This window comes from Pseudomonas sp. AIG (assembly GCF_977020205.1).
This window is the reverse complement of sequence record NZ_CDROCK010000033.1, coordinates 1-24035: the sequence shown is the minus strand read 5'-3', so window position 1 is coordinate 24035 and position 24035 is coordinate 1. Positions and strand designations below refer to the sequence as shown.

Annotated in this window: 21 protein-coding genes; 13 read left to right on the top strand and 8 right to left on the bottom strand. The window is 55.3% G+C overall.

Annotation, left to right across the window (positions count from 1 at the left end; translation table 11 throughout):
* The first annotated feature begins 126 nt into the window (after nt 1-126).
* The 6 genes from ACWR1S_RS18925 to fabF all read left to right on the top strand — a co-directional run bounded on the left by ACWR1S_RS18925 (nt 127) and on the right by fabF (nt 6981).
* Complete coding sequence (locus ACWR1S_RS18925) at nt 127-1095, top strand: UDP-glucose 4-epimerase family protein (RefSeq protein WP_454564556.1); 969 nt, start codon at nt 127-129, stop codon at nt 1093-1095.
* On the top strand, nt 1092-2120 hold the full coding sequence (locus ACWR1S_RS18920; protein WP_454564555.1) for an MraY family glycosyltransferase: 1029 nt from the start codon (nt 1092-1094) through the stop codon (nt 2118-2120). The genes ACWR1S_RS18925 and ACWR1S_RS18920 overlap by 4 nt, the downstream gene beginning before the upstream one ends.
* 107 nt (nt 2121-2227) lie before the next feature.
* A complete protein-coding gene (locus ACWR1S_RS18915; RefSeq protein ID WP_454564590.1) occupies nt 2228-4222 on the top strand; it encodes a polysaccharide biosynthesis protein in 1995 nt (664 codons plus the stop codon).
* 110 nt (nt 4223-4332) lie between these two features.
* On the top strand, nt 4333-4668 hold the full coding sequence (locus ACWR1S_RS18910; RefSeq protein ID WP_454564554.1) for a ComEA family DNA-binding protein: 336 nt from the start codon (nt 4333-4335) through the stop codon (nt 4666-4668).
* A gap of 212 nt (nt 4669-4880) precedes the next feature.
* Nucleotides 4881-5684, top strand: coding sequence for an SDR family NAD(P)-dependent oxidoreductase (locus tag ACWR1S_RS18905; RefSeq protein WP_454564553.1), 804 nt, complete (start codon nt 4881-4883; stop codon nt 5682-5684).
* Nucleotides 5685-5706: 22 nt separating this feature from the next.
* Complete coding sequence (gene fabF, locus ACWR1S_RS18900; protein ID WP_454564552.1) at nt 5707-6981, top strand: beta-ketoacyl-ACP synthase II; 1275 nt, start codon at nt 5707-5709, stop codon at nt 6979-6981.
* Here the strand turns inward: fabF and ACWR1S_RS18895 are convergent.
* Both ACWR1S_RS18895 and ACWR1S_RS18890 read right to left on the bottom strand, forming a co-directional pair.
* Nucleotides 6978-7532: a TetR/AcrR family transcriptional regulator gene (locus tag ACWR1S_RS18895; protein WP_038364332.1), complete on the bottom strand. Its 555-nt coding sequence runs from the start codon at nt 7530-7532 to the stop codon at nt 6978-6980. The two genes, fabF and ACWR1S_RS18895, sit on opposite strands and share 4 nt — an antisense overlap.
* A 137-nt stretch (nt 7533-7669) precedes the next feature.
* Nucleotides 7670-7837, bottom strand: a complete 168-nt coding sequence (locus ACWR1S_RS18890; protein ID WP_007908505.1) for a DUF2897 family protein — start codon at nt 7835-7837, stop codon at nt 7670-7672.
* A 359-nt stretch (nt 7838-8196) separates the two neighbouring features.
* Between ACWR1S_RS18890 and ACWR1S_RS18885 the strand changes: the two genes are divergently transcribed.
* The gene (locus tag ACWR1S_RS18885) at nt 8197-9333 is read left to right on the top strand and encodes a hypothetical protein (protein WP_454564551.1); all 1137 of its coding nucleotides are present in this window, start codon (nt 8197-8199) and stop codon (nt 9331-9333) included.
* Between the two features lie 151 nt (nt 9334-9484).
* Here the strand turns inward: ACWR1S_RS18885 and rffA are convergent, their stop codons facing one another.
* The 6 genes from rffA to eat form a co-directional block, all read right to left on the bottom strand.
* Nucleotides 9485-10624: a dTDP-4-amino-4,6-dideoxygalactose transaminase gene (rffA, locus tag ACWR1S_RS18880; protein WP_454564550.1), complete on the bottom strand. Its 1140-nt coding sequence runs from the start codon at nt 10622-10624 to the stop codon at nt 9485-9487.
* 36 nt (nt 10625-10660) lie between these two features.
* Nucleotides 10661-11317, bottom strand: a complete 657-nt coding sequence (locus ACWR1S_RS18875; protein WP_454564549.1) for a class I SAM-dependent methyltransferase — start codon at nt 11315-11317, stop codon at nt 10661-10663.
* Between the two features lie 96 nt (nt 11318-11413).
* Nucleotides 11414-11809, bottom strand: coding sequence for a GtrA family protein (locus ACWR1S_RS18870; protein WP_454564548.1), 396 nt, complete (start codon nt 11807-11809; stop codon nt 11414-11416).
* Nucleotides 11810-11838: 29 nt separating this feature from the next.
* Nucleotides 11839-12726, bottom strand: a complete 888-nt coding sequence (locus ACWR1S_RS18865; RefSeq protein ID WP_454564547.1) for a formyltransferase family protein — start codon at nt 12724-12726, stop codon at nt 11839-11841.
* Complete coding sequence (locus tag ACWR1S_RS18860) at nt 12710-13660, bottom strand: glycosyltransferase family 2 protein (protein ID WP_454564546.1); 951 nt, start codon at nt 13658-13660, stop codon at nt 12710-12712. The genes ACWR1S_RS18865 and ACWR1S_RS18860 overlap by 17 nt, the downstream gene beginning before the upstream one ends.
* Before the next feature lie 363 nt (nt 13661-14023).
* Nucleotides 14024-15388: an ethanolamine permease gene (eat, locus tag ACWR1S_RS18855; RefSeq protein ID WP_454564545.1), complete on the bottom strand. Its 1365-nt coding sequence runs from the start codon at nt 15386-15388 to the stop codon at nt 14024-14026.
* A gap of 400 nt (nt 15389-15788) precedes the next feature.
* Here eat and kdpF point away from each other — a divergent pair, with 400 nt between their 5' ends.
* The 6 genes from kdpF to ACWR1S_RS18825 all read left to right on the top strand — a co-directional run.
* A complete protein-coding gene (gene kdpF / locus ACWR1S_RS18850) occupies nt 15789-15878 on the top strand; it encodes a K(+)-transporting ATPase subunit F (protein ID WP_007899818.1) in 90 nt (29 codons plus the stop codon).
* Nucleotides 15879-15886: 8 nt separating this feature from the next.
* Complete coding sequence (kdpA, locus tag ACWR1S_RS18845; RefSeq protein WP_454564544.1) at nt 15887-17581, top strand: potassium-transporting ATPase subunit KdpA; 1695 nt, start codon at nt 15887-15889, stop codon at nt 17579-17581.
* 10 nt (nt 17582-17591) lie between these two features.
* Complete coding sequence (kdpB, locus tag ACWR1S_RS18840; protein WP_454564543.1) at nt 17592-19649, top strand: potassium-transporting ATPase subunit KdpB; 2058 nt, start codon at nt 17592-17594, stop codon at nt 19647-19649.
* Nucleotides 19650-19993: 344 nt separating this feature from the next.
* Nucleotides 19994-20539: a potassium-transporting ATPase subunit KdpC gene (kdpC, locus tag ACWR1S_RS18835; protein ID WP_454564542.1), complete on the top strand. Its 546-nt coding sequence runs from the start codon at nt 19994-19996 to the stop codon at nt 20537-20539.
* A gap of 130 nt (nt 20540-20669) precedes the next feature.
* Entirely contained in the window at nt 20670-23321 is a 2652-nt protein-coding gene (locus ACWR1S_RS18830; RefSeq protein ID WP_454564541.1) for a DUF4118 domain-containing protein, read from the top strand.
* 48 nt (nt 23322-23369) lie between these two features.
* On the top strand, nt 23370-24035 hold a 666-nt coding region (locus ACWR1S_RS18825; RefSeq protein WP_454564540.1), incomplete at its 3' end, for a response regulator.

Here is a 24035-nt window from a genome sequence, read left to right as displayed (position 1 = left end):
GCGCGTGTCGGCCTCAAAATCCCTACTTTATCAGCTGTCAGAATCTTTTTAGCACGCTTTACAGTAATGTCTCCTGCACGCTTTTCGTGATAAATTGAGCCTCTGCTCCCCCCGAATCGGTTAAAAATGCCAAAAAAAATACTTGTCACCGGTGCGACGGGATTTCTTGGAAGGTCCTTGGTTCAGCATTTTGCCACTTTTTCAGATGTTTCCGTTGTGGCTCCACTCCGTAATGTCAGTGCTAAGTTACCAGAAATAGTAACGGTGACCCTTGTATCAGATATCGGTGACAATACCGACTGGGGCGAGTCTCTAACTGGTGTGGATGTTGTTGTACATGCTGCGGCGCGAGTGCATGTCATGCAGGAAGACTCGGCACAATCGATTGAAGAGTTTCGCGCGGTTAATGTCAAAGGAACACTTTGTCTGGCACGGCAGGCAGTCGCGGCCGGTGCCAAAAGGTTCATCTATATTAGTTCTATCAAGGTCAATGGCGAAGCTACTCTGCTTGGCCATGCCTTTAGTGCCAGCGACACTCCGCTCCCATCAGATGCTTATGGGATCTCCAAATACGAAGCAGAGCAGCAACTAATGCAGCTTGCCCAGACAGGCGCAATAGAAGTTGTAATCATCCGCCCTGTACTAATTTATGGTCCAGGTGTAGGTGCGAACTTTCGTCAAATGATGCACTGGCTCACGAAGGGTATTCCAATGCCTTTCGGATATGTTCACAACCTGCGAAGTCTCGTTTCACTGGATAACGTCGTTGATTTGGTCAGTACGTGTGTCGATCATCCTCGTGCCGCAAACCAGGTGTTTCTGGTCAGTGATGATGAAGATGTTTCTACAACCCAATTGATGCAACGTCTTCTGACTTTCTTGGGTAGAAAAACCTGGCTCGTCCCTATTCCTGTTTCGCTACTGAAGTTCTTCGCTAGCCTGGTGGGGCGAGGTGCAGTCGCTCAACGGCTTTTCGGCTCGCTACAGGTCGATATCAAGAAGAATCGAGAGTTGTTAGGCTGGCGTCCACCCTTCACCCTGGATGAGGGTTTGAAGGCGACGGCTGAGCATTTTCTGGAGTCTCGCAAAAGATGAGTTACGGATATTTCATTCCATTGGTTTTCGGTATTTCTTTTTTGCTGACTGCTGTTTTGCGCCGGTACGCGATATCTCGAAGTCTGATGGATGTTCCCAATGCACGCAGCTCTCATGTTGTGGCTACGCCACGTGGTGGCGGTGTAGCGATTGTTGTTGCATTTATCTTGTCCCTGAGCGCTCTGTTTTTCACGGATTTGATTTCCGCCCGGTTTTTTTTCGCGATGGCAGGGGGCGGTGCTGCCATTGCCCTGATTGGATTCATGGATGATCACGGGCATATCGCCGCGCGATGGCGATTGTTGGGTCATTTTGCTTCAGCTTTGTGGTTGTTGGGGTGGATAGGGGGCATACCACCCGTTGAGTTGTTCGGTACCTCGATCGAGCTGGGTTGGCTGGGCTTTGTGCTGGGTGCTTTTTATCTTGTGTGGCTACTCAATCTTTACAACTTCATGGATGGCATTGACGGAATCGCCAGTGTAGAAGCGATTTGTGCCTGCGTCGGTGCGTGTCTGCTTTACTGGTTGTCGGGATTGGAGAATCTGATCTGGGCGCCTTTGTTGCTCGCTGCTGCCGTTAGCGGCTTTCTATACTGGAACTTCCCTCCGGCACGGATATTCATGGGCGACGCTGGCAGTGGGTTTCTGGGCATCGTCCTTGGCGGATTGTCTCTGCAGGCGGCATGGGGGAGCGCACCGATGCTCTGGGCCTGGATGATTTTGCTTGGTGTGTTCATTGTCGACGCTACGTACACGCTGTTTCATCGCATGCTGAGAGGAGAAAAGATCTATGAAGCACATCGTAGTCATGCCTACCAGTTCGCTTCACGTCGCTTTGGCAAACACTTACCGGTCACTGTTGCGGTCGGAGTGATCAATCTGTTCTGGCTGTTGCCCATTGCCTTTTGTGTCACGAGCCTCGGTTTGGACGGTGCTTCGGGTGTGCTTTTGGCTTACATTCCATTGATCGCTTTGGCCATAAAGTTTCACGCCGGAGATCTCGAGATTCCGGTGGTCAAGAACTAAGCAGTAATTGCCAGGTCATTTAGGTTTAGAGTGATCACGAAATGCCGTTTGAGCCGGCACGATGGAGAGTGCTGCTCAAAGGAGTGATCAAGGTAATTGAAGGGTTTATGGATAAAATCAGAGAGTACCTGTTAGGCCTTCCCCGGCGCCGCAAGAGACTGCTTCAGGTTGCCACAGACATCGTGCTCGTCTGGGCCGCGTTGTGGCTGGCCTTTATCGTTCGCCTGGGCCTGGACGATATGTACAACCCTTTCAAGGTGCATTTCTGGCTTTTCGTATGTGCACCTATTGTTGCGATTCCCTTGTTCATTCGTTTTGGAATGTACCGTGCGGTCATGCGCTATTTCGGCAACGATGCACTGGTCGCTATTATCAAAGCGGTCAGTCTGTCCGCATTGATTCTGGCGCTCGTCGTCTATTGGTATAGCAACCACGAGGCGGTAGTCCCGCGTTCGATTGTCTTCAACTATTGGTGGCTGAGCCTTGTCATCATCGGCGGCTTGCGGTTATGCATGCGTCAGTATTTCATGGGGGACTGGTTCGCTGGCGCTCAGCACGTTCCGTTTTCCAGTCGTGACGATAGCCTTATAAAAGTCGCAGTCTATGGCGCGGGTGTCGCGGGTAATCAATTGGTCGCGGCGTTACGCATGGGTCGAACCATGCGCCCGGTGGCATTTATCGATGACGATCCGAGCATTGCGGATCGGGTAATTGCCGGGCTGCAAGTCTACAAACCTAAACACATTCAACAGATGATCGATGAAACAGGTGCGCAGGAAATTCTTCTGGCGCTGCCGTCGTCGACACGTGCACGTCGCCGGGAGATTCTCACGCTTCTGGAGAGTTTTCCGCTACACATCCGCAGCGTTCCAAATTTCACTGACCTTGCCAGTGGCCGAGTCAAGGTCGAGGATATTCAGGAAGTGGATATCGCTGATTTGTTGGGTCGTGATTCGGTGCCTGCACAACCGGAGCTGCTTGAGCGTTGTATCAAGGGCAAGACGGTGATGGTTACTGGCGCTGGCGGCTCCATTGGCTCAGAGCTGTGCCGACAGATTTACTCGCTTGGCCCCACCAGGCTACTGTTGTTTGACCACAGCGAGTTCAACCTTTACAGCATACTTTCGGAGTTGGAGCAGAGGGGAAGCCGGGAGTCGGCGTCGGTCAAGCTCTTGCCAATACTCGGTTCCATCCGACATCCGCATAAACTGCTGGATGTCATGAAGACTTGGGACGTTGAAACTGTTTACCATGCTGCCGCGTATAAACACGTGCCCATGGTTGAACACAACATTGCAGAAGGGGTACTCAACAACGTCATCGGGACGCTTAATACTGCCCAGGCTGCCTTGCAATCGGGGGTGTCCAACTTCGTATTGATTTCCACAGACAAGGCTGTTCGCCCCACTAACGTAATGGGCAGTACCAAGCGACTTGCCGAACTGACGCTTCAGGCCTTGAGTCGAGAAATCGCCCCCGTTCTATTCGGTGACAAATCCAACGTATCCCGAGTCAACAAGACTCGCTTCACGATGGTTCGCTTCGGGAATGTGCTGGGCTCTTCTGGTTCGGTCATTCCGCTATTCCACAGTCAGATCAAATCCGGTGGGCCACTGACGGTTACCCATCCGAAGATTACCCGTTACTTCATGACTATCCCTGAAGCCGCTCAACTAGTGATTCAGGCCGGTTCCATGGGGCAGGGCGGCGATGTGTTCGTACTCGATATGGGGGAACCGGTAAGAATTGTCGAACTGGCGAAGAAGATGATTCATTTGTCCGGTTTGAGCGTGCGTTCGGAAAAAAATCTGCAAGGCGACATTTCGATCGAGTTCACGGGGTTACGCCCCGGCGAGAAGCTTTATGAAGAGTTGTTGATTGGCGATAACGTATTGGCGACTGAACACCCGATGATCATGAGTGCCAGCGAAGATCATTTGCCATGGGACTTGCTCAAGCTTCGTTTGGCGGATTTGCTGGCTGCCGTCGAGGAAGATGATTATTCGCGCGTTCGCCAGTTGCTGCGAGACACCGTCTCCGGCTACACCCCCGATGGCGAAATTGTCGACTGGATCTATCAGCAACGCCGTCTCGAACCCTGATTGTTTCACATTCTGTAACGCTCACATTTTTGACATACACCCAGCATGACCTACGTTTGGAGAGCAGCTTCGGAAAAGCTGCTTTCTCAAACGATGATGGAGCGTCACTAATGCGTACCGGTTACTTCTATTCTCTGATCTTTGCTTTCCTCACCAGCGCCTCGATCGCCGCTATTGCTGCACCTGTTGGGCCGGCGGAGTCGCCCAAAGCGCCGTTGGTGGTGGACACAGCGGCAGCTTCCCAAAGTGCAAAGGTCGATCTCAACGATGCCGACGCGGCGACGCTGCAAAAGGAACTGGCTGGAGTCGGTGAGGCCAAGGCGAAAGCGATTGTTGCGTATCGTGAAACAAACGGGCCGTTTTCATCGGTGGATGAGTTGCTGGAAGTGAAGGGGATTGGCAAGGCGATCCTGGATCGCAATCGCGACAAGCTGGAAGTCAACTAAGCTGAGTGTTCAACGCCAAGGGGCCGGTCATTGACCGGCCTTTTTTACTTGCGCAGCGCATAGCCGGCAGTGATGGAGAGGACACCCGTCGGACGATTTAAAATTACGGCTATCATATTGTGTTTGGATTATGCCTATAATAATTTGCCGGTGCGTCGAGCCAACGGGCCTCATCGGTAACTTCTTTCATCAAGCATTCCAGGAGCACTCACATGAATTCCGCACAATCCCAAGGTACTGCTCTGGTGACCGGCGCATCGTCCGGTATTGGTGCGATTTACGCGCAGCGCCTTGCGGCGCGTGGTTTTGATCTGCTGCTGGTTGCCCGTGACAAGGACCGTATGGAGGGTGCTGCGAGCCAGTTGCGTGATACCCATGGCGTTCAGGTTGAAGTGCTCAAGGCCGATCTCACGCAGAAGGATGACGTGCTCAAACTCGAACAACGCCTGCGCAGCGATTCCAGCATCAGCTTGCTGGTCAATAACGCCGGTGTGGCGGCGGACGGATTGCTGGCCAACGCCGATATGGACCAGTTGGAGCGACTGATCCATTTGAACATCACCGCCGTCACGCGCCTGGCATCGGCGGCCGCCGCCAGTTTCGCCAAGGCTGGTCGCGGCACGATCATCAATATCGCCTCGGTAGTGGCGTTGTTTCCGGAGCGCTTCAACGCCACCTACAGCGCTAGCAAGGCCTATGTGCTGAGCCTGACCCAATCATTGAATACCGAACTCGAAGGCACCGGCGTACAGATCCAGGCCGTGCTGCCTGGTGTAACCCGCACCGAAATCTGGGAGCGCTCCGGTATTGACGTCAGTGGCATTCCGGCAGAAATGGTCATGGACGCGGGCGAGATGGTCGATGCGGCGCTGGCCGGTCTGGATCAGGGCGAATTGATCACCATTCCTTCGCTGCCTGACTCGGGCGAATGGCACGCCTTTGTTGCGGCTCGCCATGTCATGGCGCCGAACCTTTCCCGCAGTTCCGCAGCCCAACGCTACAAGTCCGGCAATTGAATTGATCAGAGGTCACCACGGTATGGATTCGCGTCGAATAGTCGTCACGGGCATGGGCCTGGTTTCACCCTTGGGCAGCGATCTTGAAGTCGTATGGCAGCGTTTGCTGGCCGGGCGGTCTGGTTTGCGTAACTTGCCTGAGGCAACGGTCGCTGATTTACCCACGCGAGTCGGTGGCGCAGTGCCGACGCTGGAAGAAGATGCTGAAGCAGGATTTGATCCGGATCGCGCCACGCCGCCCAAGGAGCAGAAGAAGATGGACCGCTTCATTCTGTTCGCCATGGAGGCTGCGCGGCAGGCGCTGGAACAAGCTGGCTGGCATCCTTCCGAAAACAAAAGCCAGGAGCGTACCGCAACGATCATCGGTTCCGGTGTCGGTGGTTTCGGTGCAATCGCCGACGCCGTACGCACAACGGATAGCCGCGGCCCTCGGCGCCTGTCGCCGTTCACCATTCCTTCCTTTCTAGTCAATCTCGCAGCAGGGCACGTGTCCATTCAACACGGCTTCAAGGGACCTTTGGGCGCACCTGTGACGGCGTGCGCTGCAGGTGTTCAAGCAATCGGCGATGCGGCGCGATTGATCCGCGCCGGTGAAGCAGATATTGCCGTGTGCGGCGGCGCGGAAGCTTGTATCGACCGCGTCAGTCTGGCCGGTTTTGCGGCAGCTCGAGCATTGTCGAGCGGTTACAACGACACCCCCGAGCGGGCCTCGCGTCCTTTCGACAGCGGTCGCGACGGCTTCGTGATGGGCGAGGGCGCGGGGCTGCTGGTGATCGAATCCCTGGAACATGCCTTGGCGCGTGGCGCGAAGCCTTTGGCTGAGCTGGTCGGTTATGGGACCAGCGCCGACGCCTACCACCTCACGGCCGGGCCTGAAGACGGCAGCGGTGCGCGGCGGGCGATGACGCTGGCACTGGCACAGGCGGGTATCAAGCCGGATCAGGTGCAGCACCTCAACGCCCATGCCACGTCGACCCCGGTCGGGGATCTGGGGGAGTTGGCGGCGATCAAAAGTGTTTTCGGCGAAGAGAATAAAATCGCGGTGACGTCGACAAAATCGGCCACAGGTCATCTGCTCGGCGCTGCCGGTGGGCTTGAAGCGATTTTCACGCTATTGGCGATTCGGGACCAGGTGGTGCCTCCGACGCTCAACTTCGACAATCCGGATCCGGCGAGTGCCGGTGTGGATATCGTCCATGGCGAGGCGCGGTCAATTCCGATCGAATATGCACTGTCCAACGGTTTTGGCTTCGGCGGGGTCAATGCCAGCGTATTATTCAAGCGCTGGCAGGTTTAGTCGCGATTCTTGAGGTGGTCGCGGGTGACATCGAGGATGCGTTGCGCAAACTCGGCATCCGCGACGCTGCGTGACAGCAGCAGCGCACCGACCAGTGTCGACATGATGACGATGGCGCGGTCAGCGCTGTTTTCGCCTTCGAGGCTGTTTTCGATCTGTTCCAGCCGTGCGTTGAGGACCACGTCACTGGTGGGACTCGGTTGGCCGCGCAGGCCCAGCTCCGAAGAAATGGTCAGCAACGGGCAGCCTTCATGGGGCGACGTTTGATGCCATTCGGACAGGTACGTCTCGATAAAGGCATCAAGCGGATTATCCTGCGAAAAAATCTCGGCACATAACCCGTCAACCTGGTTGCCGGCCTCCTGCAAGGCCTTCTCCACCAATTCGTCCTTGGACTTGAAATGCGAATAAAAACCGCCATGGGTCAGCCCCAGCGCTTTCATCAAGGGTTGCAGACCTGTAGCGCCGATGCCGTCCTTGCGAAAGCGTGCCGAAGCCTCCTTGATAATGCGCTGATGGGTTTGGGCTTTATGATCCTGCGAGTAACGCATCTGGAACTCTCCGCAACAATGTCCCCATCTTAACCACGGAAAATTAAATGGTGACTGTACATCTACTTCTTAAAAGCGTGCAGATAGCTCCAATGGCTATAAAAAACACAAACCCCGCCGATCAGGCGGGGTTGTGTTCAACGGTCTTGCGCGTCTTTGGCGTCCGCTTCGGCATTGCGTTGGGCAACGCGTCGGCGTTCTTCATCGGTCAGATCGACCTTGTTGGCGGTATCGCGCAGCATCATTAATCCGCCGACGATCGAGCCGATTGCAACCACCAGAATCAACCAGGCATACCAGGGCATAACGGCTCTCCTTCAAGACAAGTCGGCGAACGAGAGTTTCGTCGCTCGACATACACGCTGCTTTCGAGCAGCTGGGATCTCCAGTGGTTCCATTCTATGCCTGATTCTCTGGTTTGCTGTGAACTCCAGAGTTTTGGTTGAGGGGGGCAGGGACTATAAGCGCCGATAATTACCCTGACCTGAACGGCTGGTGCCAGGATTCAGGTCGTGGGCATAGACGCTTTTTTACGCCAGGGCCATGAAATTGTAGTCGATAGGTGGTGCATTTACTGCTTGATATCGGTCGGAGAGGTGAGTGTGAAAAAAAATCAAACACGATATAGTGCAAGGGATATTTCAATCTACAAATAAGGAAAAAGATGGACTTCCCGGTGCTTGGTGATGCTGATCAGTATACGGCTTTAGGGATTTCCTGCGCCGACTATATATTGGGGCGTGGAGATATAGGCTCAACTTGTTATGATCCGATTCGGCCAATAGGTATCTCAGTTTATCAAGCAATCCCGTTCATGATGACAGGCGATTTGATTGATCAGAATTATATTACGGTTTTTTTGAATTTGGCATGCCTGATGTTGTTGGTTGGTTCGCTGCTGATAATGTTTTATAACTTGAGTGACTCGCGCTTAGGGCAAAGGCGCTGGGTTGACTACTTTGGGGGGGGCGTCATAGTCATCACGACACTGGTGTTTTGTGTTGCCTATATTCCTGTGCGGTTGTCGGACATTCAGAGCTTTGCTTGCTTTACTGGGTCGTTGGCAGTTTTATCCAGCGAAAAAAACAGGAGAAGCGCCAAGGCACTCATAGCGGCCGGGTTGATGGCAGCGATGTCCGTTCTGATGAAGCCGAATTATGTTGTGTCAATATTTTTTCTAGTGATGTTCTGGTTTTGCTTTGATTTCAAGGCGCAATTTCAAAGCCGATTCAAGTACTTGGCATTTTACTTGTGTGGTGTCTCGGTATGCTTGCTGCAAGTGGCGCTTGTTTATAGTAAGTCTGGAATTTTCTGGTTCTATGATCCCCGGGCAATGGAGGTGTACATACCCACCAATGCTCAGCCATTTGTTGAGTTAATTGCGTATACGGAACCGTTTAAGAGTTCTTATGTTTCGAAGTTGCAAGTTGAACTTTCCGCTCTCCAGTTTACTGCGCTGAAGCTTTATGAAGGGTTTTCCAAGTTTTATTGGGCCGTATATATGGGGCGGGCTCCATTTGAAGTGACACCTGTAACGATGGTCGTTGAGTCTGGTAAACTGCTTTGCATGCAAATTTTGCTCTTTGTTTTTGTGCTGCTGACATTTGCCTCGTTTTGGCTAAAAAACAAATGGATAACAGTTGTGGTGTTCATGACGACGGCGTCTACATTGTTGACTGCTTATATGCTGCACACAGAAAACAGATATTATTTGCTGACAAAGGTTTTTTGGATTTTGGTCCTAATGGTTTTATTTGTGAGGTTGGTCAATCGATTTTTCCCTAAAAGGGAGGTGGTTTGAATTATCGTTGATGATCGGGTTATACACTGATCACGATGTAAATAGTTGGAAGTGTCGCGTTTGAGGCAATGTTAAAGTCGCTTCACCATTGCACCGGGGGGTGCAGTGGTGAAGAAATGATCACGTGCGTGCTTTGATCGCCGATCCTGTATTAGCCTATTGAACGATAAAGGGCTTCTACAACTCTGTCTTGTTGCTCTCTGGTCAACCCGACCCAAAGCGGAAGGCGGAGCAGTCGCTCGGACTGTCTGTCAGTCACATTCATCGAGTCATGAACCCTGCCGTATCGTTGGCCGGCAGGCGAAGAATGGAGAGGGACATAATGAAAAACAGACAAGACATTGTCTTTTTTTAGATCAGTCAACACTTGTTGTCTGTCCATTCCTTCTGGAAGCAATATGTAATACATATGCGCATTATGCTCACAATGAACAGGAATAACCGGGCGGCGAAGAGCCCCTTGTTTTTCCAGTCCTTCGAGCGTTTTGTTATAATAGTTCCAGCTGGAAATTCTCTGGTCGGTAATAGACTGTGCTTCTTCTAGTTGTGCCCACAGGAATGCCGCTATCAGTTCTCCGGGAAGATAGGATGAACCAACCTCCTGCCAGGTATACTTATCTAATTCACCTCTGAAGAAACGACTTCGATCCGTACCTTTCTCGCGAATAATTTCTGCCCTCAGTGCTAGTTGAGGATCGTTAACCAGTATGGCTCCGCCCTCGCCTGAGATTACGTTCTTTGTTTCGTGAAAACTGAATGCTCCAAGATCGCCGATACTTCCCAAGGCTCGTCCCTTGTATTTGGACATTACGCCTTGGGCTGCATCTTCTATAACTCTTAAGTTGTATCGTTTTGCAATCGACATTATGGAATCCATTTCGCACGAAACGCCTGCGTAGTGGACAACTACAATAGCTTTGGTTTTAACAGTAATGGCGCTTTCGATAAGTCTTTCATCAATATTAAGTGTGTCTTCACGGATATCGACAAAAACAGGGATGGCTCCGCGCAGAACAAATGCATTGGCGGTTGAGACGAATGTATATGATGGCAATATAATTTCGTCGCCGGGTTCGATGTTTAACAGCAGGGCTGTCATTTCGAGTGCGGCTGTACACGAATGGGTAAGTAATGCCTTGAAGCACGTTGTTTGTGTTTCAAGCCAAGTGTGGCAACGCTTGGTAAATGTTCCATCGCCCGCCAGTTTGTTACCAAACTTTGCCTCTGCAATATAGTAGAGCTCTTTTCCCGTCATGTGTGGGCGGTTGAAGTGAATTATTTCATTATTCATCATTTTTCCACACGTTTGGTGGTGGGAGATTATATATTAATGTTTGCTTGCAACTATTAACAATGATCCGCCGAAAGGGAATCTTACGCCAACTCTTAGCAGGAAGAGTTCAAGCGACATTATCGTCTCCAGTGCCAAATTCAATGCTTTCGACATTTTAAGCTCCTCCATCGGGTCCACCTTAACATTGCTGGAGCGTTTCCGAGAAACAACCATCAATGGAAGCAGCAGACTGATGAATGACGATTGGTAATCTATTTTCAAACCGGCTGCCTGTAGCTTGGCTGAAAGTTCCTTGCTCGAGTATCTTCTTACATGGCAGGAAGCTTCATCTGTGGCCGACCAGAGCCATTGATGCTGTGGCACAGAGATAATGAGTTTTCCTGTTGGCTTTAATGCGTGCGCGAGATTTATCAGGGATTTTTGGTCTTCTTCAATATGCTCAATGACGTCGAAAGCACCAATGACGTCATAGGATTCCCGGTCGGACATTTTGGTAATGTCGAGCTTCTTGAAATTCGCCGAAGGTATTCTCGTTTTGGCGAACTCCAGGCCTTCCTCGTAGTATTCTGCGCCCGATATTTCAACATACGGAAAAGATTTGGCGATGCACTCAAGAACGAAACCCGTGCCGCAGCCTACTTCGAGAAAGTTCTCAAATTTTCCGATTTTACGGTGGAGAATCCAAAGCAATAAACGGTTCCTTGAGCGAAACCACCAATTGGATGATTCTATTTCGGCTAGTTGCGCAAAATAGGACGGAGGGAATGGTGAACGGGTATCTACCATTTATGTAGCTCTCCGGAATACGAACAATTTCAAAGTCATGAATAAATATATAGCAACGACGATAATTGCTGCTGCCTGGACTATTTGGTGATTATATCCAAGGTGGTCGGAAAAAACCACCAGGATTATAAGGTTTATAGAATAACCAAATACATAAACAATTAAATAACGCGCCCCAGCCCCCAGCATGTTGCCGTCATACTTGAAAGTTAATTTTTGGTTGCCATAAAAGCCAATTGCAGTGACTGAGGCGTACAGTATTGTCATTGCAATTTTTGAGGGGAGGCCAAGCTTCGTCAATAATAAATACGTAATGTAGCCAGCAATGTTGCTAATTGTTCCTATGGTGATGTAAGTGATCAATTGTTTCAGTTTTGTTAACAGCTGGGGGTTCATTGGGTTATGTATTTCCGTGTTCAGTACGGTCAAACAAATCGAGTGCGAAATTTTTGTAATGGCAATGCGTTTGTTGAACAAGGATCTTTAATCATCTTCAGTATTTTTATCAGGCCATTACCACAGACTACCACAGGGCTTTCTCCGTGTATGAATATAACTTTACCAAGCGCTCGGTTTTCGATTTTTACATCAGGTAATACAGTGCAATCAAGAACACGAAAGACCTCTCCATCGATGGTTGTAGCAGCTCCTTTGTAGGGGTAACCGACGGCGTCGACAAAGCGCTTTATGCGATTGGCGTCCCACGTCCATTCTATAAAATAATCCCTTTCATCGCGCCAGAGACTGTAACTTGCATCTACTTCGTTTTGTTCAATGCCTGTTATATTCCCCGTTGTGACAGATTTGGCTATTTTTGTGACAAGTTTTCTGTAACACGGAAGCAAAAGCTCGATGGCTTCAGCTACTTTAACGGGATATTCAATCTCGATCGATTGTTGAGCGATGACGGGGCCACGATCATATTCTTCCGACGCAAAAAGTGCCGTCACGCCGATGTCTCTTTCACCATTAATGAGTGCGCTGGGCAGCGGGGAAAAACCTCGGTATCGAGGCAGAAGAGAGTCGTGGAATACGATGAGCTGCTGATCATCTCCGGCGGAGATCAGCCATCTCCAGGACACCGCAATCAGATGCGTTGCGGGCGGTAGGGATTGCGAACGTTCAAAAACCGGTACTTGAATTTGTGCTGCTAACTCAATAATTTCGTCGTAATAATCATTGGATGTATTAGCGTCTCTAGCTGCAACAATATACTCAATTTGATTGCTACTTGTCTCAGATGCAAAAGCCTGCAATGCTGCGAGCCCTTTTGCTGTCATCAAGTAGAGTCCGAACTTAATGTTCTGGATCATTGGTTTCTACTTCGTCGATTAGGTAAAGGGGGCGTTTTTTTATTCCTTCGAAAGACTTTCCGACGTAGAGTCCGATGACGCCCATAATGCAAATCATCAGACCACTCAGAACCCATATTGAAACCAATATACTTGCATAGCCAAGAATCGGAATTTCTCCCAGTATTGCTCGGGCGGCAATGAAAGCTGCGTATATAAAACCAGTAAAGGCCACCAAGAGTCCAAGTTTTATCGTTAGTCTGATGGGCTTCTCAGAGTTGGCCAAGCATATATCCAGTGAAAGATTCAGCAGTTTTTTTAAGTTGTATGAGGTCTTCCCCTCAGGGCGGGCGGCGTGGGTGACATCAAGTTTTGTTGACTTGAAACCTACCCAGCGAACCATCGTCGGAAAATATCGAATCGATTCTGACATTTTGTTGATGGCGGAAATTACTTTTCGATTGTAAATGCCGAAGTTTGCCACGGATGCATCTTGCTCAACTCCGGTCAAATAACCCAGAGCACCATAAAATAATCTTGAGGAGCACCTTTTTATCCAGCTATCCTGACGTAAAGCTCGCCTCGCAAGAACAATATCGAATCCGCTTTTGGCCTTTTGATAAAGTTTTGAAATTTCGCTGGGTTGATCTTGAAGGTCACAATCCATAACAACCGTCCACTCGCCTCTGGCGAGGGACAGCCCGGCAGAAATTGCATGATGCTGGCCGAAGTTACGACTTAGTCTTACTGCCTTGACGTGAGGGTATAACTTTTGTGCTTTTTGGATTTCCGCCCAGCTGTCATCAGGGCTTCGGTCTTCAACCAATATGATTTCATATCGATCCGTGATCAATTTCAGCTCGATAGTGAGTTGTTTGAGTAGCTCATCTACAAGCGCGGCTGCCTGATAAACTGGAATGACGACTGAAATTTCAGGAGAGAGCATCGAGGGCATGTGGCTTCTGCTTGATCAGTTAATATTCAAAAATTTGATAGGACATTGATGTGTCTGGGTAGTTATCTTCGGAGACCGAGTGTATCAAAGAGAAGGGAATATTACCGGGCTTGCTCAACGGTAGCGGCGCAGGAAATGTTAAGTAACGCGGCTCTCTCGTAGGGGGCGTGGTCTCACCGGGGAGGTCATATTTCAAGGAGGGGACGTTAGTCGCGAGCACATTAGCGGTGTTGCTGTATGCGTACGTCGCTAGGAGCTAGGGTGGCCGAATTCTGAAAAATCAGCACAATTTCCAGGAATTGGCTGATTCAGAGTGCTCCCGGCAGTTGGAGAACCGGGAGCTCAAAGTGCGGCTGCTCCGTACTACAGGCCCGTCAGCATCGCATCGGCCGGTGCGTTGGCACGCAGTTGCCCGGTCAGCAGGAAGTAGCCGAAACCGACCGCCATGAAACCGAGGAAGATCAACCCGATCAGCGTGTTGAACCACGCCATCGCCACCAGACACACCACCGCCAGCACCAAAGCAATGATTGGAATCAATGGATAGCACGGCGCGCGGAAAGTGCGTTCCAGATTCGGTTCCGATTTACGCAGTTTGAACAGGCTGAGCATGCTCATGATGTACATCACGATGGCGCCGAATACGGCCATGGTGATCATCGCGGCGGTCAGGGTCATGCCACCGAGGTTGATCAGGCCGTCGCTGTAAATCGCGGCGATGCCGATGATGCCGCCGACAATAATGGCGCGGTGCGGCGTCTGGAAGCGCGACAGTTTCGCCAGTGACGCCGGCAGGTAACCGGCGCGGGCCAGAGCGAAGAACTGACGCGAGTAGCCGAGGATGATCCCATGGAAACTCGCAACCAGACCGAACAGGCCGATCCACACCAGCATGTGCAGCCAGCCGGAGTTGTCGCCAACCACGGTTTTCATCGCTTGCGGCAGCGGGTCGTTGATATTGGCCAGAGTGCGCCAGTCGCCGACGCCACCGGCAAAGAACATCACGCCCATCGCCAGCAACACTAAGGTCAGAATGCCGCTGATGTAGGCCTTGGGAATCGTGCGCTTCGGATCCTTGGCTTCTTCGGCGGCCATTGCCGCGCCTTCGATGGCGAGGAAGAACCAGATCGCAAACGGAATAGCTGCGAACATCCCGGCAATTGCCGGCGCGCCAAATACATCCGACCCCGCCCAGCCATTGAGGGCGAAGTTGCTGAAGCTGAACGCCGGCGCGACCACACCCATGAACACCAGCAATTCGGCGACGGCCAGTACGCAGACGATCAATTCGAAAGTCGCCGCAAGCTTCACGCCCAGAATGTTCAAACCCATAAAGACGATATAGGCGCCGACTGCTGCGTGTTTCGGATCAAGCGCCGGAAACTGCACATTCAGGTAAGCGCCGATGGCCAGGGCAATGGCCGGTGGCGCGAAGACGAATTCGATCAGCGTTGCCAGGCCTGCGATCAATCCACCTTTTTCACCGAAGGCGCGTCGGCTGTAGGCAAACGGCCCACCCGCATGGGGAATAGCAGTGGTCAGTTCGGTGAAACTGAAGATAAAGCAGGTGTACATCGTCGCGACCATGAATGAAGTCACCAGAAATCCTAGTGTTCCGGCCACACCCCAGCCGTAGCTCCAGCCGAAATATTCCCCGGAAATCACCAGCCCGACGGCGATGCCCCACAGGTGCAAGGTGCCCAGTGTGGGTTTGAGTTGTGTGTTCATGCGGTTGCTCCCTGAACGGTTTGGAAAGCTCGGGGGAGGGCGTTTGCAGTGGGCGTGCCAGTGCGCTGAAACAAGTCGTAATGAGTTGAAAGCTGTCGTATCGGGGATGTTCGCCGCTGGATGGGTGTTTTTTGTGCGCCAGTTGGGTGCGATGTTGGCGGTTATGCCGTCTTCGCGAGCAGGCTCGCTCCCACAGGGGGAATGCATTTCAAAATGTGGGAGCGAGCTTGCTCGCGAAGAGGCCCGGCCTGACGGCGCAAAAACCTGCTGTAACGCCCGCATAAACCCACTCTTTACGCTTTCTTTATGCACAGCCAACACCCTCGCTCTCGTTCCTTTACAGCCTCCTTTCCGACAATGCCTGCACACGCGGCAATACGCCGTAACACGGAGATCTTCCATGAGCGTTCTGGACGGGGTGTCACTGCTATTGGCAGTGGGGCTGTTCATTTATCTGTTGGTTGCGCTGTTGCGCGCGGATCGGAACTAGGAGCGGCTATGCACAGTTATGACTATTGGCTGATCCTCGCGTTTTTTGCGCTGGTCTTGCTGCCGGCGCCGTTCCTCGGGCGCTTCTACTACAAGGTGATGGAAGGTCAGCGCACCTGGCTGACGCCGGTTCTCGGCCCGGTCGAACGCGGTTGCTATCGCATCGCCGGGGTCGATCCGCAGGCGGAACAGAGCTGGCAGAAGTACACGCTGGCGCTGCTGGCCTTCAACCTCGCCGGGTTCCTGCTGCTGTTCGCGATCCTGCTGTTCCAGGATCACTTGCCACTGAATCCTCAGAATCTGCCGGGCCAGGAATGGACCCAGGCGTTCAACACCGCGGTCAGTTTCATGACCAACACCAACTGGCAGTCCTACAGCGGTGAAGCGACCCTCAGCTACCTGAGCCAGATGGTCGGCCTCACCGTGCAGAACTTCGTCAGCGCCGCCACCGGCCTCGCGGTGCTGGTTGCGCTGTGCCGTGGCATCGGCCGCAAGTCGACGAAAACCCTCGGCAACTTCTGGGTCGACATGACCCGCGCCACCCTCTACGGCCTGCTGCCGCTGTGCCTGTTGTTGGCGCTGTATCTGGTCTGGCAGGGCGTGCCGCAAACCTTCGCGCAATATGTGAACGCGGTGACGATGCAGGGCGTCGATCAAGTGATCCCGCTCGGTCCGGCCGCCAGTCAGATTGCGATCAAGCAACTGGGCACCAACGGTGGCGGCTTCTTCGGCGTCAACTCGGCGCATCCGTTCGAGAACCCGACCGCGTGGAGCAACTTGTTTGAAGTCGCTTCGATCATTCTGATCCCGGTGGCGCTGGTGTTCACTTTCGGCCACTACGTCAAAGACCTGCGTCAGAGCCGCGCGATCATCGCCTGCATGCTCGCGCTGTTCCTGATCGGCGGCGCGACCTCGCTGTGGGCTGAATATCAGCCGAACCCGACGCTGAACAACGCTGCGGTTGAACAGACCGCACCGCTGGAAGGTAAAGAAGCGCGCTTCGGCACCACCGCCACCGTGCTGTGGTCGGTGACGACGACGGCGGCTTCGAACGGTTCGGTCAACGCCATGCACGACAGCCTTAATCCGCTCAGCGGCATGGTCGCGCTGGTCAACATGATGGTCGGCGAAGTGATCTTCGGCGGCGTCGGTGCCGGGCTCTACGGCATGTTGCTCAACGTGCTGATCGCAGTGTTCCTCGCCGGTCTGATGATCGGGCGTACGCCGGAATACCTCGGCAAGAAACTCCAAGCGCGTGAGGTGCAACTGCTGGTCGTGACCCTGTTGGTGATGCCGGTTGGCGTGCTGGTGCTCGGTGCAATTGCAGCCGCAGTTCCCAGTGCGGCGGCGACCATCAGCAACCCCGGCCCGCACGGTTTCAGCCAGTTGCTTTACGCGTACACCTCGGCGAGTGCCAACAACGGCTCGGCGTTCGGTGGTCTGAGCGCGAACACGCCGTTCCACAACCTGATGCTGGGCCTGGGCATGTTGATCGGTCGCTTCGGTTACATCCTTCCGGTACTGGCCTTGGCCGGCAGTCTGGCGATGAAGAAAACCGCGCCGATCGGCCAGAACAGTTTCCCGACCCACGGCCCGCTGTTCGTGACGCTGTTGACCGTGACCATTTTGCTGGTGGGCGGCCTGACCTTCCTGCCGACTCTGGCGCTCGGCCCTATCGCCGAACATCTGAGCATGGGTTTCTGAGGACTTATCGATGAATATGCCCGCAATCAAACCCGCCGCCGTCAAGGCGCCGGAACAAGCGAAAACCGCGATCTCGGCCCTATGGCGGCCGGCGCTGCTGCAAGCTTTCGTCAAGCTAGACCCTCGGCAGCTGAAGCGTTCGCCAGTGATGCTGGTGGTTGAGCTGACGGCGATTTTCACCACCGTGCTGTGCTTCATTCCCGACGCCGATGTGCCGACGTTTGTTGCCGCACAAATCGCCCTGTGGCTGTGGTTCACCGTGCTGTTCGCCAACTTCGCCGAAGCCTTGGCCGAAGGTCGTGGCAAGGCCCGCGCCGACAGCCTCAAGGCTGGCAGCGAAGGCCTCAGCGCACGGCGCAAACAGGCCAATGGCAGCTTTCAGGTCGTGCCCGCGGCGAGCCTGCGCAAAGGCGACGTGGTGCGCGTCGAAGCCGGGGAGATGATCCCCGGTGACGGCGAAGTCATCGAAGGTATCGCGGCAGTCAACGAAGCGGCGATCACCGGTGAATCGGCGCCAGTGATTCGCGAATCCGGCGGCGACCGCTCGGCCGTCACCGGCAACACGCGACTGGTGTCCGACTGGTTGCTGGTGAAGATCACCGTCAATCCCGGTGAATCGACCCTCGACCGAATGATCGCGTTGGTCGAAGGCGCCAACCGCCAGAAAACCCCGAACGAAGTGGCGCTGGATATCCTGCTGATCGGCCTGACCCTGATCTTTTTGCTGGTGGTGGTGACCCTGCAACCGTTCGCCCATTTCGCCAATGGCAGCCTGCCGCTGGTGTTCCTCGTGGCACTGCTGGTTACGCTGATTCCGACCACCATTGGTGGTCTGCTGTCGGCGATTGGTATTGCCGGCATGGATCGTCTGGTGCGTCTGAACGTGATCGCCAAATCCGGTCGCGCCGTGGAAGCGGCGGGTGACGTGCATGTGCTGTTGCTCGACAAGACCGGCACCATCACTTTCGGCAACCGTCGTTGCAGCGCGGTGTATGCCGCGCCGGGTGTGAATGGTCGCGAGCTGGCTGAAGGTGCGTTGTTTGCCTCGCTGGCCGATGAAACCGCTGAAGGTAAATCCATCGTTGAGTACTTGCGCGGTTTGAATCCGCAGCCTGAGCCGGCGCTGGAAACCCTGACCGCCGTGCCGTTCAGCGCTGAAACCCGTTTGTCCGGTGTCGACTATCAGGGCCGTGTCTACCGCAAAGGTGCAGTGGATTCGCTGTTGAGTTTCCTCGGGCAAAAACGCTCGGATCTGGCCCCAGCCCTGTCGCGGGAAATCGACAAGATCGCCCAAAGCGGCGGCACGCCATTGCTGGTCTGTGCCGATGGCAAACTGCTCGGCGCGATTCACCTCAAGGACGTGGTCAAACCGGGCATTCGCGAGCGTTTCGCCGAACTGCGCAAACTCGGCATTCGCACCGTAATGGTCACCGGCGACAACCCGCTGACCGCTGCCGCCATCGCTGCTGAAGCAGGCGTTGATGACGTCCTAGCCGAAGCCACCCCGGAGAAAAAACTCGCACGGATTCGTCATGAGCAGAACGACGGTCGTTTGGTCGCGATGTGCGGTGATGGTGCCAACGATGCCCCGGCGCTGGCTCAGGCTGACGTCGGCATGGCGATGAACGACGGCACACAAGCGGCGCGCGAAGCGGCGAACATGGTTGACCTCGACAGCGACCCCACCAAGCTGCTCGACGTGGTGCAGATCGGCAAGGAATTGCTGGTGACCCGTGGTGCGTTGACGACGTTTTCCATCGCCAACGACGTGGCCAAATACTTCGCGATTCTGCCGGCGCTGTTCGCTTCTATTTACCCGCAACTGGGCGTGCTGAACATCATGCAGTTGACCAGTCCGCAGAGCGCGATCCTCTCGGCCATCGTCTTCAACGCCTTGATCATCGTTGTGCTGATTCCGCTGGCGTTGCGCGGGGTTCGCGTGCAGGCGGCGAGTGCGGCGGCGTTGCTGCGTCGCAATCTGTTGATCTATGGATTGGGCGGGATTCTGGTGCCGTTTGTAGGGATCAAGGCGATCGACATGCTGCTCACGGCGCTGCATCTGGTGTGAGGCTGACATCGCAGCCCCTCACCCTAACCCTCTCCCAGAGGGAGAGGGGACTGACCGAAGTGATTGGGAGAGCTACACCGACTTGAGATACCGAGCCGAACTCAGGTTCTGAAGTGCGCAGAAATCAGCTCCCTTTCCCCTCGCGCACTTATAGCGAGGGGACTGATTGAGGTGGTTGCGTGAGCTACACCGACTTGAAATACCGAGCCGAACGCAAGTTCTGAAAAGCACACAAATCGGCTCCCTTTCCCCCTCGCCCCCTTGGGGGAGAGGGCTGGGGTGAGGGGGAAAAGATCTCCCTGACACCCCACCCAAGTTTGCCCAACGAATTCGAGGATTATGAAATGTCCACAATGATACGTCCCGCCCTGAGCCTGCTGGTGCTGATGACCCTGGTCACCGGCGTCGCCTATCCCCTGGTAGTGACCGGTATCGCGCAGGTCGCATTCCCCGAGCAGGCCAATGGCAGTCTGGTCCACGATGCCGACGGCAAAGTCCGTGGCTCGTCGCTGATCGCCCAGGATTTTGTCGGCGATACGTGGTTCCATCCACGGCCCTCCGCCGGTGCGTTTGCGACCGTTTCCAGCAGCGCGAGCAACCTGGCCCCGAGCAATCCGGCACTGGCAACCCGCGTGATCGACGACGCCAACAAACTCCAGGTTCCCGGCCAAGGCCCAGTGCCATTGGCCCTGCTGACCACCTCCGGCAGCGGCCTCGATCCACACTTGCCACCGGCGGCAATTGCCTATCAACTGGCGCGAGTCGCGGCAGCGCGAAACCTGCCGGTGTCGACCTTGCAGCAACTGCTCGATGCGCACATCGAACAGCCGCTGGTGGGACCGCCAGTGGTGAATGTGCTGGCGCTGAACATGGCACTGGAAAAATTGTAGATCGGCGGCGCGGCCATTCGCGAGCAAGCTCGCTCCCACAGGAGGACGCGTTCCAAATGTGGGAGCGAGCTTGCTCGCGAAGGGGCCATCATAGACACCGCATAAACATCAGGAAGAGAGAGCATCAAGCATGAGCGACTCCGGCCGCGCCGACGCGCTGTTAGCAGACCTGCCCCGTGACGGCCGTGGCCGCCTCAAGGTTTTCCTCGGCGCCGCCCCCGGTGTCGGCAAGACCTACGCCATGCTTCAGGCCGCCCACACGCAATTGCGTCAGGGCGTGAAAGTCCTCGCCGGGGTGGTCGAAACCCACGGTCGCGCCGAAACCGAAGCGTTGCTCGGCGGCTTGCCGCAACAGCCGCTGGTGCGCTCGGAATACCGTGGCGTGATGCTCGAAGAAATGGACCTCGACGGCATTCTCGCGGCCAAACCGAAGCTCGTGCTGGTCGATGAGCTGGCCCACAGCAACGCCCCCGGCAGTCGTCACGATAAACGCTGGCAAGACATTCAGGAACTGCTCGCCGCCGGCATCGACGTGTTCACCACGGTCAACGTCCAGCACCTTGAAAGTCTTAACGATCAGGTACGCGGCATCACCGGCGTGCAGGTGCGCGAAACCCTGCCGGACTGGGTGCTGCAAGAGGCTTACGAACTGCTGCTGATCGACCTGCCGCCACGCGAATTGCTCGAGCGTCTGCGCGAAGGCAAGGTCTATGTGCCGGAGCAGGCGCGCGCGGCGATCGATGCGTTTTTCACCCAGACCAACCTCACCGCATTGCGCGAACTGGCGATGCAAACCGCCGCCGCGCAAGTCGACAATGATCTCGCCCAAGGCTATCGCCAACTCGGTCAGGCCGCCCCGGCGGTGCGTGGCCGATTGCTGGTTGGCGTCGATGGCGATGCGCAGGCCGAACGCCTGGTTCGGCATGCCAGTCGCGTTGCCCAGCGCCGGCATCTGCCGTGGAGTCTGGTGCATGTCGATAACGGTGCGGTGCGCGACGAGCAATCACGCTTGCGTCTGCAAAGCGCTCAGCAATTGGCGGAGCGCCTCGGTGGTGAAGTGGTTTTATTGCGCGCCGGTGAAGTCGCGAAAACCTTGGTCCAGCATGCCGCCGAGCGTCGTGCGAGTCTGGTGCTGGTCGGCCAGTCCCGGCCGAGTTGGCGGCGTCGACTGTTCGGTGGTGGCTTGGCCGCGCGTCTGTTGCGTCAGGCCCATGGCCTGGAAATCAACGTCCTCGACAACGATCATGAACACCCGCAGTCGCGCCCGCGTAACCCGCTGACACTGGTGTGGTTCGACTATGCGCTGGCGCTGGTTGCCACGCTGTTGGCCAGTGCTTTGGCGTGGGCGGTATCGAGTGTGTTGCCACTGCCGAATATCTCGCTGGTGTTCCTCGCGGCCGTGTTGCTGGTCGCGGTGCGCAGCAGTCTCGGCCCGGCGCTGGCCTGTGCGGCGCTGTCGTTTCTGACCTACGATTTTCTGTTCATCCCACCGAATTTTTCCTTCAGCATTCAGCGCGAAGAAGACGTGCTGACCCTGTTGTTTTTCCTGCTGATGGCAGCGCTCACCGGCAATCTGGCGGCGCGTCAGCGTCGACAATTGCAAGCCTTGCGCGACACCCAGGAAGAAACCACCGAGCTGCTCGACCTGTCGCGCAAACTCACCGCCGCGACCGACCGCCAAGCCGTCGTCAGCGCCGCCGCGCAACACCTCAATGGCTGGAGCGATCTGCAACTGTGCCTGCTCAATCGTGACGGGCAGGGCGGCTGGAAGGTCGAGACCGGCGGGCCGCTGGAGTTTACCGAGTCCGAGCGCGCCGCCGCCGATTGGGCCTGGCAACACGATCAACCGGCGGGCATGGGCACCGGCACGTTGCCGTTCGGACGTTGGTGGTGGTGGCCGCTGTCAGTCGAAGACGGGCCGCTGGCGCTGCTCGGTGTCTGCGCCAAAGAAGGCCAGACCTTGAGCGGTCAGCGTCGGCGTTTGCTCACCGCGTTGAGTCAACCGCTCGCCCAAGCGTTGGCGCGCGCGCAGTTGGCCGATGATCTGGAAGCCGCGCGTCTGCACGGTGAAACCGAACAACTGCGCAGTGCCTTGCTGGCCTCCGTGTCCCACGACTTGCGCACGCCGCTGACCGCCATGCGCGGCAGCATCGACAGCCTGTTGGCCCTCGGCGAAGCGATCCCGCTGGAGGATCGTCGTGAACTGCTCGAAGGCACCCGCGATGAAGCCGAACGCCTCGATCGCTACATTCAGAATCTGCTCGACATGACCCGTCTCGGCCACGGTGCGCTGAAGCTGGCGCGCGACTGGGTGTCGCCGGCCGACATCGTCGGCAGTTCGCTCAATCGCCTGCGCGCGGTGCTCGCGCCGTTGCAGGTCAGCACCGATGTGCCGAGCGAGTTGCCGCTGTTGTTCGTGCATGCCGCGTTGATCGAACAGGCGCTGGTCAACGTGATGGAAAACGCAGCGCGTTTCTCACCCGTTCACGGTCGTTTGCAACTCAGCGCGGGAGTGAATGATGAAGAGATTTTCTTCTCGGTCAGCGACGAGGGGCCGGGGATTCCCGAGGACGAGCGGGCGAAGATTTTCGACATGTTCTACACCGCTGCCCGCGGTGATCGCGGCGGCCAGGGCACCGGCCTGGGCCTGGCGATCTGTCAGGGCATGGTCGGTGCGCACGGCGGTCGCATCAGTGTCGCCGACGGCATCGACGGGCGCGGCACTTGCATCACCTTGCACTTGCCGTTGCAGACGCAACCGGGGATGGACGATGAAGCCTGATGGCGACTGCGCTACTCTCTTGCCACTCTTTTGTGTTGATGTGAATTCATGAGCCAGACCGCGACCATTTTGGTCATCGACGACGAACCGCAGATCCGCAAGTTCCTGCGCATCAGCCTCGCTTCCCAAGGCTACAAAGTGCTCGAGGCCGGCACCGGTGCGGAAGGGTTGGCGCAGGCCGCGCTGAACAAGCCGGACTTGCTGGTGCTCGACCTCGGCTTGCCGGACATGGACGGCCAGCAAGTGCTGCGCGAGTTTCGCGAGTGGGCCACGGCGCCGGTGCTGGTGCTGTCGGTGCGCGCCAGCGAAGGGCAGAAGGTCGAGGCGCTGGATGGCGGCGCCAATGACTACGTGACCAAGCCGTTCGGCATACAGGAATTTCTCGCGCGGGTTCGCGCCTTGTTGCGTCAGGCGCCGGCGGGGGAGGCCCAGCAGGCGGCGCTGAGCTTTGGCCCGTTGACTGTGGATCTGGCTTATCGGCGGGTGTTGCTCGACGGTGTCGAAATCGCGCTGACTCGCAAGGAGTATGCGGTGCTGGCGCAACTGGCGCGGCATCCGGGGCGGGTGATTACCCAGCAGCAGTTACTCAAGGATATCTGGGGACCGACGCACACTGAGGACAGCCATTATCTGCGGATTGTGGTGGGGCATTTACGGCAGAAACTGGCGGATGACCCGACGCGGCCGCGGTTTATCGTAACCGAGGCAGGGGTT